Source organism: Xanthobacter tagetidis (assembly GCF_003667445.1).
Lineage (GTDB): Bacteria > Pseudomonadota > Alphaproteobacteria > Rhizobiales > Xanthobacteraceae > Xanthobacter > Xanthobacter tagetidis.
Window position 1 is genome coordinate 21,112 of the sequence record NZ_RCTF01000016.1, and the last position, 15,966, is coordinate 37,077.

10 protein-coding genes and 1 tRNA gene are annotated in these 15,966 nt (G+C 65.2%); 1 reads left to right on the plus strand and 10 read right to left on the minus strand.

The annotated features are described in order from the left end of the window. Window positions 1-2 precede the first annotated feature (2 nt). On the plus strand, window positions 3-938 hold the full coding sequence (locus D9R14_RS17170) for a Bug family tripartite tricarboxylate transporter substrate binding protein (protein ID WP_121624577.1): 936 nt from the start codon (window positions 3-5) through the stop codon (window positions 936-938). A 178-nt stretch (window positions 939-1,116) separates the two neighbouring features. Here D9R14_RS17170 and D9R14_RS17175 read toward each other — a convergent pair. From D9R14_RS17175 to D9R14_RS17220, 10 genes are all read right to left on the minus strand, one after another. Beyond that, window positions 1,117-1,193: transfer RNA gene (locus tag D9R14_RS17175), tRNA-Arg, on the minus strand. A 238-nt stretch (window positions 1,194-1,431) separates the two neighbouring features. Continuing rightward, window positions 1,432-2,823: a PepSY-associated TM helix domain-containing protein gene (locus D9R14_RS17180; protein ID WP_121624578.1), complete on the minus strand. Its 1,392-nt coding sequence runs from the start codon at window positions 2,821-2,823 to the stop codon at window positions 1,432-1,434. 214 nt (window positions 2,824-3,037) lie between these two features. Further along, window positions 3,038-5,233, minus strand: a complete 2,196-nt coding sequence (locus D9R14_RS17185; protein ID WP_245420859.1) for a TonB-dependent receptor — start codon at window positions 5,231-5,233, stop codon at window positions 3,038-3,040. Window positions 5,234-5,357: 124 nt separating this feature from the next. Beyond that, window positions 5,358-5,735, minus strand: a complete 378-nt coding sequence (locus tag D9R14_RS17190; protein WP_121624580.1) for a hypothetical protein — start codon at window positions 5,733-5,735, stop codon at window positions 5,358-5,360. A 135-nt stretch (window positions 5,736-5,870) separates the two neighbouring features. Further along, window positions 5,871-7,232: an MFS transporter gene (locus D9R14_RS17195; RefSeq protein ID WP_121624581.1), complete on the minus strand. Its 1,362-nt coding sequence runs from the start codon at window positions 7,230-7,232 to the stop codon at window positions 5,871-5,873. Between the two features lie 153 nt (window positions 7,233-7,385). Next, window positions 7,386-8,966, minus strand: coding sequence for a diguanylate cyclase (locus D9R14_RS17200; protein WP_170168652.1), 1,581 nt, complete (start codon window positions 8,964-8,966; stop codon window positions 7,386-7,388). 520 nt (window positions 8,967-9,486) lie between these two features. Then, window positions 9,487-10,659 carry an EAL domain-containing response regulator gene (locus D9R14_RS17205; protein WP_147453055.1) on the minus strand — a complete coding sequence of 391 codons (1,173 nt, stop codon included), beginning with the start codon at window positions 10,657-10,659 and terminating at the stop codon, window positions 9,487-9,489. Between the two features lie 41 nt (window positions 10,660-10,700). Next, complete coding sequence (locus tag D9R14_RS17210) at window positions 10,701-13,661, minus strand: ATP-binding protein (protein WP_170168653.1); 2,961 nt, start codon at window positions 13,659-13,661, stop codon at window positions 10,701-10,703. Window positions 13,662-14,281: 620 nt separating this feature from the next. Further along, window positions 14,282-15,244, minus strand: a complete 963-nt coding sequence (locus D9R14_RS17215; RefSeq protein ID WP_170168654.1) for a Bug family tripartite tricarboxylate transporter substrate binding protein — start codon at window positions 15,242-15,244, stop codon at window positions 14,282-14,284. Window positions 15,245-15,386: 142 nt separating this feature from the next. After that, the gene (locus D9R14_RS17220) at window positions 15,387-15,821 is read right to left on the minus strand and encodes a cupin domain-containing protein (protein WP_121624586.1); all 435 of its coding nucleotides are present in this window, start codon (window positions 15,819-15,821) and stop codon (window positions 15,387-15,389) included. Window positions 15,822-15,966 lie beyond the last annotated feature (145 nt).

The following is a 15,966-nucleotide window of genomic DNA, read 5'->3' on the forward strand; positions in this document are numbered from 1 at the left end:
AGATGTTGAAGCGCATGCTAATTCTGGCGGGGGCGGTTGCCGCGGCCGCGGCGATCTGCGGGCCGGCCGTGGCGCAGTCCAAGTTTCCCGACCATCCCGTCAAGCTGGTGGTGCCGTTCCCGCCTGGCGGCGGGGCCGACATTCTGGCCCGCCTTGTGGGGCAGAAGCTGAACGAACGCTGGGGCCAGCCGGTGGTGGTGGAGAGCAAGCCGGGCAATGCCGGCATCGTCGGCTCGAACGAAGTCGGCCGCTCGAAGCCGGACGGCTACACGCTGGTGATGGCGGCGAGCGGCGCGATCGTCGCAAGCAATATCAACCAGCTCACGCCGATCGCCCTCGTCTCCACGCCCCCCTACATGCTGGCCGTGCACGACTCGATGCCGGTCAAGACCGTCCAGGAATTCATCGCCTATCTGAAGCAGAATCCCGGCAAGGTGAACTTCGGCTCCTCGGGCATCGGCTCCGCATCACACCTGGCGGCCGATCTCTTCATGAGAATGACCGGAACCGAGATGGTGCACGTGCCCTACAAGGGCATCGGCCAGGCCATCAACGATCTGGTGGGCAACAAGGTGTCGGTCATGTTCGGCCCGCCGCAGGCGCTCCTGCCCCAGGCCGAAGCGAAGACGGTCAAGATCCTCGGCATCACCAGCAAGACCAAGTCCAAGGTGTTCCCGGACCTTCCTACGGTCGCCGAGACCGTGCCCGGTTACGAGGCCGTGGGCTGGTATGGCGTGCTGGGCCCCAACGGCATACCGGACCCCGTCGTGACGGAGATCTCGGCCGGCGTGAACGCGGCACTGGCTGATCCGGTGATCGCCGAACGCCTGACGGCGATGGGTGCAGCGGCAACACCGGGCACGCCGGGCGACTTCAAGGCGTTCCTCGACGCCGACATCGCCAAATGGAACGCGCTGCTGGAGAAGCTGCCCAAATAGCGCCCGCCGTTCTTGCGCGGATTGAATCTCCGCAAGAACGCGACCTGGGAAATGTGCACAATATCGAGGCCCCCGCTCGACCCGCAGCGGGGGCGCACAGACGCACGCTCTGTGTGGCAAGCCTCGGCGGGACAGCCTGGAAAATCGGCGAGAAACCGGCCCAACTCATTGAAATGAGTGGCGCACCCGACACGATTCGAACGTGTGGCCTCCGCCTTCGGAGGGCGGCGCTCTATCCAGCTGAGCTACGGGTGCAGGCTGATGCCGGTTCGGACTTCATAGTCCATGGCGGTCCGGACGGCAACCGGCAGCGTCGACGTGTGCACAGCACGCGGCGGCTTGGAGCGCAGGACCCGCAGGCCGGTCGGGAGAGATCGATCGCGCTTCCAGCACCCCGCATGAGGCGGACGATCTGGCGGCGGCCCGACATCCGGGCGAGGCGTAGCCGGGGTGCGTCGGCGACGCCATGCGGCATCGCCGGGAAAACGCGCCCTCAGCCCATCCTCGCCAATCTGCGCCATGGCCGGCGCGCGAAGTGATCGACCAGCAGGCAGATGAGGAGCGACGCCCCCGCGAGCGGGAAAACCAGGCCCATTCCCAGCACCAGGATGGCCAGGGTCCGCAGAGACGGCACCGCGAGCACCTTGGGTGCCCCGAGCCGGCCTTTCGGCCGCCGGCGCCACCACATGTACGGCCCGGTGAGCGCCAGGACGATGATGCCGAGACAGGGCACGAGCATGACGATCTGGTTCAGGCGCCCGAAATAGTTCCCCATGTGAAGCTGCACCCCGAGTTCCACGGCCTTGGCCGCGATCCCGTAGTCCGCGAAACGCACGTCATCGAGCACCTCCCCCGAATACTGATCCACATAGAGCGTGCGCTGGCCTTCCGGCTGATCGGGATAGCTGAACACGATGTAGGTTCCGCTGGCGCCGCGCGGCAGGTTGAGGCGGTAGGGCGCGGCCATGCCCTGCGCCGCGACCACCTGAGCGACCCTGTCGACCCCGACGGGACGGGCGGCACCATGCGTCGCGCCGGACGCGGGACCGCCATGGTGGGCGTGCGCTCCGGATTGCGGCGGCACGGCATTGTCCATCGTCCACGGACCGGCGCCGTCCGTCGCCTGCTTGACCGTCGGCGTCGAGGTGATGGCGGCGCCGTGGCCGCGATGGCTCGCCGGATAGCCGATGCCGGCAACATCGATGCCCCGGCGCAGCAGGTCGCCCCAGATGTTGGCCCACGGCAGGCCGGTGAGGATGAGGAACATGATGAGGACGGCGGTCCATGTCCCGATGGCCGCGTGCCACTCCTTCCACAGCGCGCGCCCCGAGAGGCTCCATCGCGGCACCAGGGCGCTCATGATCCGCCGACCGCCCCGCGGCCACCAGAGATAGAGGCCCGTAATCGACAGAATGAAGCCCCAGCAGGCCGCAAGCTCGACGACCGCATCGCCGAAGGTGCCGAGCATCAGGGAGCCGTGCGCGACGTCGGCGAACCCCACGAGGGTCCGGGTATAGACGTAGGAGCCGAGCACGCGCCCGGTCCCCGGGTCCAGGAATACCCGCCGGGGCTCGCCCGCCGCGGGGGTCACGAATATCTCGACGCTCCGGCCCTCGGCCCGCGGCGTGTCGATGCGTGTGACCTTGCCGCCCGGATAATCCGACAGCGCCGAACGTGCCATCTCTTCAAGCGTGGCCGCGTGGCCGGATGGGGCCGCGAACCGCAGGTCCGGATAGACGAGATCGTTGATCTCGTCATTGAAGAGATAGATGGCGCCCGTGACCGCAAGAACAACCAGGAATGGGGCGCAGACGAGGCCCGCATAGAAATGCCAGCGCCAAACCGCGCGATAGAAGGCGGCGGCTGTCCAGGAGGGTGTCGTCACGCTCAAATCTCCCCAGGCGCCGGCGCGGAAGTCCCGCGACGGCCAGCTTCGCCTGATGGCTCGATCGGACCAGAGGGCATCCCCTGCCCCGACACGACCGAACCATGATCCATCGATCTCGCGGCCGGTCGTGAGCCGGACGCATGGCCCGCTTCGGCGGCCCCGCCAGAGGGCGATCCGATCAGCCTGCGGTGCAAGCAGATCGGCGCGTGCTCTAGAATTTCACGGCATAGGACAGTTCAAAGCTGCGCGGAGGCGCGATATAGACCTGCGTGGAGCTATATCCAGACCAATTGGCATAGAACTCGTTGGTCAGGTTCTTGCCGCGCAGGCGCAGGGTTCCATCGCCAATGCGATAGTCGAGCCACGCATCGAGAACCGCCCGTCCATCGACTTCGATGGTGTTCGTGGTGTTGGTGTAGAAGCTGCTGACATATTGGACCGAGGCGCTCGCGGTCAGCGGGATTCGGTCGAAAGTGTAGCTGGTCAGGAACATGTAGGTCAGTTCGGGGACATTGGGCGGCCTGTTGCCGGCAAGGTTGCCTGATGTGCTCCAAAGCTGCGTGAACTCCGCGTTGATATAGGAGACGTTGGCCATGACTTTCCACTGGTCCGTGACCGCCACCGCCAGCTCGGCCTCCGCGCCGCGGGACCGTTGCGATCCGCCTTGAACCGTAAGCGCCGGATTCGACGGATCGCGAGTCAGGATATTGTACTGGTCGATCTGGTAGATCGATGCCGTTGCGACCACCCGATTGTCCCACAGCGCCGACTTGATGCCGATTTCCATCGAATTCCCGTAGGACAATTCGAAATCGTAATTGGCAAGGTTGCTGAGGAGCAGGCTGGAGACCGGGACGGTCGCCTGGTTGTACTGCGCGAACACCGCCGTCTCGGGCAGGATGTTGTAGATCGTTCCGATCCGCCACGAGACGCTATCGAACGTGTTGGCGAAATTGAGGAGTTCGCCGGTATTCAGGTTGAAGATCTGCCGATCGAGCTGGATGTTCTCGTAGCGGATGCCCCCGACCACCAGCCATTTGTCCGTGAGGTTCACCGCATCCTCGGCGAAGGCCGCATAGGTGCCCACCTGGCTGTCGTAATCCTGGCGGGTGGGGAAATTGGCGGCCGTGTCCGCCGGGAAGAAGCCGCGGTCGGGGAAATAGGGGCTGACCGAGGTTGTCGTTCCAAAGCGGCGCTGGGAGTTGAATGTCGTGTCGATATATTCGAGACCGGCGGCGAAGCGGTGGCGCGCGCCGGCGACCACGCCGTCGAACAGCGCCGTCGCCCGCTCGGACCAGACCTGCTGGTCATGGCTGATGAAGGTCGTCGACCTGTCGAGCAGGCCGGTCTGCGCACTGAAGGTGAAATCCTCGGAATTCGCCCACAGACGATTCGAAGTATAAAAATTGAAATCGTTGCGCAGCGTCCAGGCGTCGGTCAGCCGATATTCCGTGCGGTTGCGGAGCCACACGGCGTCGGAATTCATTTCGCCGTTATAGACGTTGTAGTTCTCGTTCCTCAGGGCCTTGTCGATGACCATCCCCCCGGGCGCCGAGACGATATTCGAGGGAGAGATTGCGGCTGAACGCGCGATGAGCGGAGCGCCCTGGTAGGGCGTCTCGTAGTCGTCGTGGAAATAGTCGATGCCGGTGGTGGTGGTCAGGCGGTCGGAGAGCGCCGCGGTTGCGGCCAATGTGACGGCAGCCGTTTCGGATCCGGTGTCGTCCACATAGCCGTTCGACTTGGCATAGACCGCACTGGCGCGGACGGCAGCGTTCTGCCCGATGGCCACGTTGTAGTCGGCGCCCCCGCGCCACGTGTCGAAGCTTCCGTAATTGGCGATCGCCTGGCCGAAATTCTGGTTGAGAACCGGCTGTTTGGTGACGAGATTGATGGTGCCGGCGAGCGCGCCGTTGCCATAGATCACCGAGGCCGGGCCCTTGAGGATTTCCACCCGATCGAAACTGAAGCTGTCATAGTTGCGGGAGACCAGCAGCGGGTCCGGCACCTGCATGCCATCGACGGAATAGCCCACGGCGCCGCGCGAGAAGCCACGGATCGAGGTGACGCCCGGCTCGCCGGGCAAGTTGCCGGCGGTCACTCCCGGCACGGTATTGTAGACGTCGGTCAGCGTGTTGAGCCCCCGCTCCTGCATCTCCTGCTGGGTGACGATGTCGATCGTCGCGGGCGTCTCAAACGGCGTGAGCCCGACCAGGCTCCCGGTCTCGTTCTGGGTATGAAGCTTGCGGGTCTCGTTCAGGAGCAGCGAGCCGGCGCCGCCATCCTCGACGGTGATCTCGGGAAGCTGGAGCGCATCCTGGGCATTGCCGGGAACGGCGGAAGCGGTTGCGGCCATAAGGGCAAGGCAGAGCGACTTTCCGGCACGGGGCGTCGGAGCTTGAGGCATGGCTGTGTTCTTTGATTGATTGCGTGCAGGGCTCATCGGCGCGCGCAGGCGTCCGCACCGAGATGCGCTCCATTTCATTCAAAAATGGAGCGCCATCCCGCTCGCGGTCCTGGCGCAAGTCCTGTCAGACGCTGGGCGGGCCCCGGGCCGTTCGCGGCTCGCGCCGCACGCCGGCGCCCGGCCACCGGGCGACCCGAACATGGGACGTCGCGGACCGAGCGAAGGGCTGCGGGGAAACGTCGGCCGAAAGCTGCGCCGGGAGGCCCAAGCCCCCCAGCATCGAACAGCCTTGGGTGCAGCAATCGAAGCGCGCCGGGAGCGATCCGGCGGGGCGGTCGTCGTCGCGGTCGCCCGCAGCGGTGCAGAGACCATCCGCGAGCCCACTGGGGGCGGGAGCGGCCTGCACGCCCAGCACGAAGCCCGACACGAGCATCTGCAGCGCAAGCAGATAGGCCGCCGCGAGCGCGAAGCACAGTCGCCGCGCCTGTGGGAAGCCGTTCACGATGCTGGCCCTGTCGCTCTCATGTGACCCTTATAGGGGATGCCACACCGGGATGCCGCACAGAATTGCCCCTGCGGCAAGTTGACCGATCATCCGCCAGGAGGTTGCCCCCGCCTTCCGTCGGCGCCGCAAGCGCTATGGGTCGGCGCGCTTGGCCGCGTCCGCAGGGCAAGTCCCGGGCCTGTGGTCGCGCGGACCGGTGAGGCTGCCGCGCCGACGCAGCATGGCGCGCAGCATCAGCGTCAGCAGCGCGGCGGCGCACACGACCGCCGCCAGCAGCTCGAAGCCCGCCGTGAAGCGGTCGGTGTGCTGCTTGATGAAGCCCACCGCATAGGGCCCCACGAAGCCGCCGAGATTGCCGACCGAATTGATCAGCGCGATGCCCGCCGCCGCCGCCGTGCCGCGCAGAAACAGGGGCGGCACGGACCAGAACGGCGCCAGAGCCGCATAAAGACCCACCGAGGCGCAGGTCACGGCGGCGATGGCGAGCAGATGCGTGGGCGCGTGCACGCTCGCCACCAGTCCCGCGGCGCCGAGAAACCCCGCCGCCGCCACATGCAGCACCCGCTCGCCGGTGGCATCGCTGTGGCGCCCCCACGCCAGCATGGCAAGCGCGCTGAGGGCGTAGGGCACGATCAGCACGTAGCCCACCTGCCGCACGCTGTAGCCCATCTCGCGGACGATCTGCGGCAGCCACAGGCCGATGCCGTAGAGCCCGACCACCAGCCCGAAATAGATCAGGCAGAGCATGAGCACACGCCGGTCCCGCAATGCCGGCCACAGAGCGTGGTGGGCGGCGCCATCGTGCCCGGCATGGTCGGCGGCCAGGCGAACGGCGATGGTGCGCTTCTCTTGCGCCGTGAGCCAGCGCACCTCGCCGGGGCCGTTCGGCAGCAGGACCAGAACCGCGAAGGCCAGCAGAACGGCGGGCAGCCCCTCCACGATGAACAGCCACTGCCAGCCCGCGAGGCCGAGGAGGCCGTGGCTTTCCATGATGAAGGCGGAGAGCGGCGCGCCGACCGCGCTGGCGATGGGCACCGCGGCCATGAACAGCGCGATGTAGCGGGCGCGCAGGGCGAGCGGAAACCAGTAGCCGAGATAGAGGATCATGCCCGGCAGGAAGCCGGCCTCCGCCGCGCCCAGCAGGAACCGCATGACAAAGAAGGAGGTCGGGCCGGTGACGAAGGCGGTGCCGGCAGAGATCAGGCCCCAGGTGAGCATGATGCGGCAGATCCACAGACGCGCGCCGACCTTCTCCAGCGCCAGGTTGGAGGGCACTTCGAACAGGAAGTAGCCGATGAAGAAGATGCCCGCGCCCCAGCCGAAGACCTCCGGGGAGAAGCCGAGATCGGCGTTCATGGTGAGCGCGGCGAAGCCGACGTTCACGCGGTCGAGAAAGCTCACGAGATAGAGCAGCATCATGAACGGGATGAGCCGCCGCGCCACCTTCGAGAAGGTGCGACGCTCCTCCACCGTCAGTCCCGTCCCCGCGTCCATGATCCGGCTCGCTTTCTCTCCACAAGTCCGCGCTCGCGGCCGCTTTGGGCCGCTCCGGGTTTGTAGGGGCCGGCCGGGGTCTTCGCGAGGGTCTTTTTGGGGGCCGCCAGCTTCGGCGAGCGACATGGGACGCCGAAGATGGCGGATCGCACGCTACGGGTCCGCAACCTCATCAAGAGGGGGGGGCGAGAAGGCGGCATCCGCTCCGGGCAGCGGAATGTCGGCAACGATCCGGTTTCTACCGGCGAGCTTGGCCTTGTAGAGCTGCTGATCGGCGCGCGCGAGAACGTCCTCGAACGTCTCGACCTCGGAACCGGGGACCGCGATCCCCATGGACACCGTGATGGAGGGAAGGCTGTTGCCATTCTCCTCGATGCGAAGCGCCGCGACCCCCTCGCGCAGTCGTTCCGCCTTGAGGATCGCCCCATCCAGATCGACCTCCCGCAGCACCAGCGCGAATTCCTCGCCGCCGATGCGGAAGAGCGTGTCGTTCCCACGGATGTGGGCCAGCAGATAGCCGCAAAAGGCCACAAGCACTTGATCGCCCGCGGCGTGGCCATGAAGATCATTGTAGCGCTTGAAGTGGTCCACATCGATCATGATGACCGCGAAGCTTGGGCCCAACTGCTCGTTCCGTGCCCGCTCCTTCTCCGCCATCGAATCGAAATAGCGCCGGTTGAACACGCCCGTCAGCGGATCCCGGATCGACTGCTCCTTGAGCGTATCGCGCAGCCTCAGGTTGCCGACCGCCAGCGCGAGGTGCTGGCTGGCGACGAAAGCCAGACGGTCGAAGGATGCCGGCAGCGGCTCGGCGCTTTCGAGCACGAAAAGCCCCATCGTTTCTCCGTGTGCGATCAGGGGATGGCATAGCGTGTGGGTGACCCGCTCGTCGCCAAAATGCTGGCATCGCGGCCTGCCCCCGTCTGGCGTGTAGCTGTGGGGCCCGCCCCGCCGCAGGCCCCAGCACGCGTCGGGCTCCACGGACAGGGACTGCGCCACATCGCCGAACCCGCCGAGGAGGAGCAATTTGTTGCGGGAGGCCGAAAACGTGTAGAGCCCGCCAGCTCCGCCCGGGAAGGAGCGGGACAGGAAGCCTCCGATCATATCCCCCAATTCCTGGAGCGAGCCGCAACTCTGCAGGAAGCTCGCCATCTCGTTGATCTCCGAGACTTCGTTGCGCTCGGCCCTGAGCTGGTTGGCCTTCTCCGCAATCTCCGCGGCATAGCGGGCGTGATCCGCTTCCGCTTCCTGGCGGGCGACCTCCGCCCGGCGTGCCATTAGGATGAATGCAGCGATCAGCGCCAGGAAAGTGATGACGAAGCCGAGCATGTCGGCGATCGCCCACCATTTGTGCCCCTGATAGGCGCGCTGCAGGTCACGCAGCGCCAAGGCTTCGTTGAAGGATATGGAATCCAGCGTGGCCCGGATGGCGTCCATGTGGTTCTTGCCGGCGCCGTTCGCGACGAACGTGCGGGCGGCCTCGGGGCCGTCGCGGGCTTCGATCGCGAGCGTTTCCGACATCTCTTCCAGCTTGTGCTCGACCAGCGGGATCAGCTGCTTCATCAGATCGGCCTGGGGGCCGACGGCCGGCAGTCGGCGGTGCAGATCCCGCACGCTATCGTTCAGCACCGCGACGGCTCGAAAATAAGGTGCAAGATACGACTTGTTCGACGTGACCAGATAGCCCCTCTGACCCGTCTCAGCGTTCAGAGCCTCGATCAGCACAGAAGACATAAGTGATTGATTGATGTAAATTTGAGATATCGCTGAATTCAGATAAAACAACTTCATTATACTTGAATATAATCCAAATCCGACCGCGCTTATAAGCGCAGATAAGCCAAATAATACTATAATTAAAACCTTTCTAAACTTGACAAGATTGCGCATTGAATTCGAAGCCCTTGGAGGCACTGCCATTGAATTTTTGTATATACAACAATCTCAGCAAAGTATCCGCTGATATTTTTAGCAGCTTGAAGAAATAATCTGGACACGCTGCAACCGGCCACGACCTTCTGGAACTCGACTTCCCAGGCGGCGGTAGAGCCAGCACGCTTCCAGGTCTAGGATTGCCCTTTGACAGATTTATCAAGCGCACCCATTGCCTTATCACTTGAAGGAATGGCCAAAATCCCGCCGAGGGCCAAAGGATCTCCCACGCTGGAGCGCGCAAGCTGGAAAGCCGCACGCCGCCCGCTCCGGCCGCGCACCAGTGCTCATCCGGATTGCCCCCACTGGGCGGCGGCGGCGATCAGCTCGAAAGCCCGGACCAGAGGGCTGCCGCCTCGCCGGGCATCGGCCTCCCGATGCGATAGCCCTGCGCCATCTCGCAGCCAATGCCACGGATGAAGTCGAGAACGCCGCTATCCTCCACGCCTTCGGCGGTGACTTCCATGCCGAGGCTTTTGGCCAGCCCCGCAATGGCGATCACCACCTTGCGGGCCTCTTCGGATTTATTCACGTCGCGAACAAACGAAATGTCTATTTTCATTTCCGAGAACGGAATGCGAATGAGCTGCACAAGAGACGAATATCCGACGCCGAAATCGTCGATCGACAACCGGAACCCTTTCAGGCGCATGCGGGTGGCCGCGCCGAGTGTCGCCGTCGGATCCTTCATCGCTGAGGTTTCTGTAATCTCCAGCATGACACGGTCGTTGGATATCCCGTATCGCCGGGCGATCTTCTGGAAGTGATCTGCCAGGCTGACATCGCCGAGCAGCACCGGCGAGAGGTTCACGGCAATGTGGTGGTTTTTTCCCGGAAAGGCATTGCTGAGCCAGGCGACGGATTGCTCGAAAACGAAGTCCGTGATTCCGCCGATCTGCCCGCACTCTTCCGCGAGCGAAATGAATGCCGATGGCGGAATGAGGCCGAAGTGCGGATGCTGCCATCGCACGAGCGCTTCGAAGCCGCGCAGTTCCCCCGTCCTGCAGGCGATCTTCGGCTGGTAATGGACAACGAATTCGCCGCGCCGGAGCGCCAGCGACAGGTCCTCGCCGTCGAAGCGCGCAGGCCGATCCGGCGCCGGCGCCACGGCCGGCCTGGCGTCGACGGCACCTTCCGAAAGAACGTCCTTCAGCTGGCGCGGCAGGAACGGCTTCGACAGGACGCCGAGGACGTTCAGCCCGTTCTCGGTCGAGACCCGCTGCGCGGCCTCAAGCAGGCGGCTTCCCGCGCCGCTGGTGATGATGATGCCGGCGGTGACCTTGCGCCGAGACAGCTCCAGCAGCACTTCGACGCCGTCGACGTCCGGCATCACCAGGTCAATGGCGAGATGGGTCGGCCCCCAGGCGTCACAATCGGCATAGAAGTCGGCCGCCGTGCCGGAGACGCGCGCCTCGTACCCCATGCGCTCGAATATAGAGCAAATGGTTCCGGCGACCATCTCGTCGTCATCGAGAACCAGGACGCGGTTTGGCACGGCTACCTCACTTGGCCTCGGCGGGGATAAAATTACTGGTGTTAATTGTCGAGAATGTACCTGATTTTGCTTGCTAATTGCCCCAAGCGGAACGGTTTGCTTAGCAATTCAACGCCAGGGTCGAGTCGTCCGTGGTGAATTATTGAATTTTCAGTGTAGCCCGACATATAGAGAATCCGCAATGCGGGCCGAAGACTGATCGCCTCGGCGGCGATCACGCGGCCGGAGGCGGTGCCGGGCAGAACCACGTCGGTGAGCAGGAGATCGACCCGCGCGCTGCCGCGCAGGATGTCGAGGGCCTCGCTGCCGAGCGCGGCCTGCAGCACCGTATAGCCCAGCGAATTCAAGCTCGCGACGGTGTGGCTCCGGACCAGATCGTCGTCCTCAAGGACGAGGATCGTCTCGTCGCCGCGCGGCAGTTCCTCCGTCGGGCGGACGCTCTCCGGAACGAAGGCCTCGCCGTCGGCGCGCGGCAAGTAGATGCGGACGGTGGTCCCGTGCCCCAACTCGCTGTAGATTTTCACCTGCCCGCCGGACTGCCGGGCGAAGCCGTAGACCATCGACAGCCCGAGGCCGGACCCGCGGCCATCCCGCTTGGTGGTGAAGAACGGCTCGAATGCGGATGCGAGCACGTCCGCCGGCATGCCCTCGCCGGTGTCTGAGACCGCTATGACGACGTAGGGACCGACGGCGATCTGGTTCTCCGCCGCATAGGTCGTGTCGACCACGATATTCCCGGTCTCGATCGTGAGCCTGCCACCGTCAGACATCGCGTCGCGCGCGTTGAGGACGAGGTTGAGCACGGCGTTCTCGAGTTCCCCGGGATCGACGCTCGCCTGCCAGGTGGCCTCGCCCTCGCGAATCTCGATGTCGACGCTCTCGCTCACCGTCCGGCGCAGAATCAGCTCCAGGCCTCGGATCAGGGCGTTCACATCGGTGGGCCGCGGGTCGAGCGGCTGGCGGCGGGCATAGGCGAGGAGCCGGTGCGTCAGTTCGGCGGCGCGCTCGCCGGCAAGCTGGACCGTCTCCGCGCTGCGCAGGATCGTGGCGGGCGCGCCGCTCGTCTTCAGATACTCGATGACCGCGTCTTCCTGGCCCAGGATGACCGTCAGCAGATTGTTGAAGTCGTGGGCGATGCCGCCGGTGAGCTGGCCGATGGCGTCCAGCTTCTGCGCCTGCCGCAGCCGCCGCTCGGACTCGACCCGCAGCGAGATGTCGTGGAGATAGCTGGTCAGACCTTTCTCGTGCGGAAAGCCGCGAATGGCATACCAGGCCTTGAAGTCCGGATAGTAGAGTTCGAACTCGACCGGCTCCCCGGTCTCGCGCGCCTTCACATAATTGTCGAGGATCGCCGTCTGGCTGGCTGCGGGAAAGGCCTCCCAGAATGAGTGACCGACCAGTTGCGCGCTGGTGCGGCCCAGGATGCGCTCCGCCTCGGCGTTGAGATAGGTGAAGTTCCAGTCCCGGTCGAGCAGATACATGGCATCGGAGATCGAACTCAGGATAAAGGCCTTGTCGTTGCGCTCCGCATTGGCAGCGGAAAGCGCCTCTGCCAGGGCCAGCCGAGCCTCGAGCGCTTCAAGGGAAGCCGCCATGACGCTGGCGAACTGGACAAGCTCGTGCACGTCGAATTCGGTGAACTTGCCGTTCAGCGGGTCACCAGCCTGGATCACGCCGCGGCACTGGCCGTTCGAGGTCACGACAGGAACCGCGAGCAGACGCTTCGGCCACGACCTTTCGGGGTCGGTCTCTGCGGCCACCCCGGCGCCATGGCCGTCCAGCAGCAGCACGCGCTTCTCGTCGCGAACGGTCAGCAGCCGAGGATCCGAGGCCGGCAGAACCGCGTCGGGACCAGTGACCAACGCGGGATCGAGATCCGCCTTGAAGCAGCCGATGCCATCCGAGCCGTTGAAGGACACCGCGGCGCCCTGGCGTGCGCCAACCAGGCGCCGGGCGATGGACCCCGCCTGCGCGAGAAGGGTCTCGACGTCCGGGGCCGCCACCAGATGCCCCGCCTCGTTGGCAACGAGCTTCAGTCGTGTGGTGCGGTCCGCTTCGGCGCGCCGCTGCCGATCCACAAGGACGGCGATGACGACCGATGCGGAAACGAACACAAGGATGGTCAGCAGGCCGATGGCGCCCTGGAAGGCGATGTTGTTCCACCAGCGCGCCAGCACCTCGCGTTCCGCCAGGCCCACGAAAGCAACGATGCCCTGCGCATCGGTGCGGCGGAAGCTCACGAGGCGCCGTATTCCATCTGCCGGCGAAACGCCTTCGGACTGTCCATTCGGCCCGCGCTCCAGGATGTCCGCGATAAACCGGCTATCGTCGAACTTGCGGCCGATATGGTCTTCGATGAACGGGCTGCGCAACAGCAGGGTGCCGTCGGACTTCAGCAATCCGATCGAGCCATGGTCGCCGACGCGCAAGGCATCGAAGAAGCTCCGCATGTACGAGACGGAGACCGAGGCCGCCGCCATCCCCGCGAAGTTGCCCTCCGCATCGACCAGCCGCCGTGCGAGGTTGATGATCCATTTGCCATCCGCCGGGCCGACGTGGCCCCACCTTGGCGTGCCGATGATCAGCGCCTGCCCGCTGCCATCGCGCGCCGCTGCGAATTCCGGCAGGTCGGACGGGTCTACCGGCTGAAGATTGGGCGTCCGAGAGGTCGCAACGAGACGCCCCTCCTCGTCGAGGATGTAATAGGAGTAGGTGCTCGGCGATGCCGCCTGCAAGGCATACAAGAGCTCTTCCGTGGCCCTGGCGCGCATCGCCCAAGGGGCGGCGCTTCCGCTGCGCACCTCGTCAGCGATCGTCAGGAGGGCCAGCCCGATTCCACCGAACAGATGCTGGGTTTCCTCGGCGAGTGCCGAAGCGAGATTGTCGGTTTCCCTAAAGGCCGCATCGATCAGCAAACGTCGATCGACCAAGGCTTGAAAGGCGATAATGCCCGCAATCAGGAGCGAGATGGCGACATTGACGCCAATCCACCACCCCCTCATTGACACCGCCTCCAGCATTTTTGCACGATGATAGGTATAATATGCATCCGCAAAAAGCTAAATCGATTTGTGCCGTCGCCGCCGTGCGCGCTCGTGCGCGACGATGGCGGCGTCTTCCTCGCGTCGGTTCAAGGCTGCGATTGGATTGAGTTGTGAGACGGGGTCGCGCTTCGGGATGCGGCGCCCATGGCCTTCCGCCCTCACCGGGTCCAGCGGATGCGCCATGGCGCAAGCGCGGCAGTCACGGGCGATGGGCCGGACGCCTGCTCTCTCGCAGTGCCCGCACAGCGCCGACCGTTTGGCGACGGGCGGCAGGCGAGCAATCCCAGCGCGCATTCATCGGCGGCTTCGGCGCCGCGTGGGCGCCTGCGCTTCAGGCGGCCAGCGGGACGCCAGCGCACCGGCCGTGCGAGCCGGGGGGACGGACAGGCTCTCGCTGGGCTCGCCGATCAGAGGGCTGACGTCCGCCCGCCGGCGCAAATGTCGGGTACCAGCATATTACGGAGATTGGCTGCCCTCGAAGGGTCGCGAGCCGGCCCTCCAGAACAATGCGCCGCCCGGCTCCGCCTGTATCCCGATTGGGCAAGCGGACCCGGACGGCGCCTTGGCTGCGGCGGCGTTCAGTCCACCTTGATGCCGGCCGTGTCGACGATCGACTTCCAGGCCGCGACCTGCTCCTCAAGCGCGACGCCGAAGTCCTTGGGCGAGCCCGACTTCACGTACATGCCGAGCTTGTCGATGCTCCTGCGCGCTTCCTCGGACTTCATTCCCTCGTTCACCGCGGCGTTGATCTTGTCCACGATCGCCTGGGGCGTGCCGGCGGGGGCGAGGAGGCCGAACAGGATCTCGGTCGGGAAGCCCTCAAGCCCGAGTTCCTTCAGGGTCGGGATTTCCGGCAGTTCGGGCCAGCGATCGGCGCTCGTCACCGTGAGCGCCCTCAAGGCATTGTCCTTGATGTGGGCGAGCAGCGTCGACTTGTTGTTGAACACCACCTCGATGTGGCCGCCGAGCGCATCGTTGATCGCCGGCGCGCCGCCCTTGTACGGGATGAAGAGCAAATCGGTGCCGGTCTTGATCTTGATGAACTCGCCGACGATGTGCGTGTAGATCCCCGTCGGCGCGCCGAAGCGCAGGGAGCCGGGGTTCTTCTTGGCGTAGGCGACGAACTCCGCGAAGGTCTTCGCCGGGACGCTCGGCGCGATCACCATGGCCATGGAATCGATACAGATCGCGGCGACGGGCGTGAAGGACTTGATCGGCTCGTAGCCGGGGTCCTTGTAGAGCGCGCCGACCAGCGCATTCACGTTGGTGCCGCCGACCAGCAGCGTGTAGCCGTTGGGCGCAGCCTGCGCCACCGCCTTGGCGCCGATGCGGCCACCGGCGCCGCCGATGTTCTCGATGATCACGGTGGCGCCAAGCTGCTTTTGAAGCGCCTGGGCCACCAGCCGGCCGGCGACATCGGTTGGCCCGCCCGCGGGGAACGGCACGACGATCTTGATCGGGCGGTCCGGAAACTCCGCCTTGGCGGCGATGCCGGTCATGGGCAGGATCGCGGCGGCGGCCACCAGGGCCGACCGGAGCACTCTCATGGTCCTTGACCGGGCAAGGCTCTGCGCCGCCGGACGGCGCTTCGATACTGTCAGCATGGCTCGTTTCTTCCCTGCGAAAATTGATTGATCTTGTCGTCTGGACGTGTCGGTGACGGGGTGCTGCGGCAGGCCGCGGTCAGGCAGACTTCTTGGCATGCTCGGCAGAGACCGGGCGCGTCTCGCCGGTCTCGACCATGGTGCGGGTGGCATCGACCGAGGCGTAGACCCAGAAGATCTTCAGCGGCTTCTCGCTCGACCCGTTGCGGAAGCGGTGCGGCAGGTTCGAGGGGATCCAGGTGGCATCCATCGGCTTGACCGGATGGACCTCGTCGCCCACCTCGGCGAAGCCTTCGCCTTCGAGCACCAGCACCGTCTCCTCGCAGTCGTGGTAGTGCCACGGGATGGCGGAGCCCGGGCCGATCATGGTCATGCCGGTGAGCATCTGCTGCGAGCCCGTCGCACGGGTCACCAGCGGGATGGTCCGGTTGCCGCCGCCGCGATCGACGCTCGGCATCTGGTCCGGCCGCATGAACGAGGCCTTGCGATCGGAGGCGGCGGGTGCGGCGGTCATGGCGAAAATCCTCGAAATGGGCCGTGCGGAACCGCGGATGCGGCGACCGTGAGCGCAATGCATCACCGCGACATCGATAACGCAAATATCAAATTACGATCATTCATCATGCCGAAGCAGCATGGGATCACGCCCCGTCCGCGTG

Bases quoted from the DNA above. Each gene is read 5' to 3' on its own strand.
- D9R14_RS17170 (WP_121624577.1), top strand. From the start codon at position 3: ATGTTGAAGCGCATGCTAATTCTGGCGGGGGCGGTTGCCGCGGCCGCG.
- D9R14_RS17185 (WP_245420859.1), bottom strand. From the start codon at position 5,233: ATGCCTCAAGCTCCGACGCCCCGTGCCGGAAAGTCGCTCTGCCTTGCC.
- D9R14_RS17195 (WP_121624581.1), bottom strand. From the start codon at position 7,232: ATGGACGCGGGGACGGGACTGACGGTGGAGGAGCGTCGCACCTTCTCG.
- D9R14_RS17200 (WP_170168652.1), bottom strand. From the start codon at position 8,966: ATGTCTTCTGTGCTGATCGAGGCTCTGAACGCTGAGACGGGTCAGAGG.
- D9R14_RS17210 (WP_170168653.1), bottom strand. From the start codon at position 13,661: ATGAGGGGGTGGTGGATTGGCGTCAATGTCGCCATCTCGCTCCTGATT.
- D9R14_RS17220 (WP_121624586.1), bottom strand. From the start codon at position 15,821: ATGACCGCCGCACCCGCCGCCTCCGATCGCAAGGCCTCGTTCATGCGG.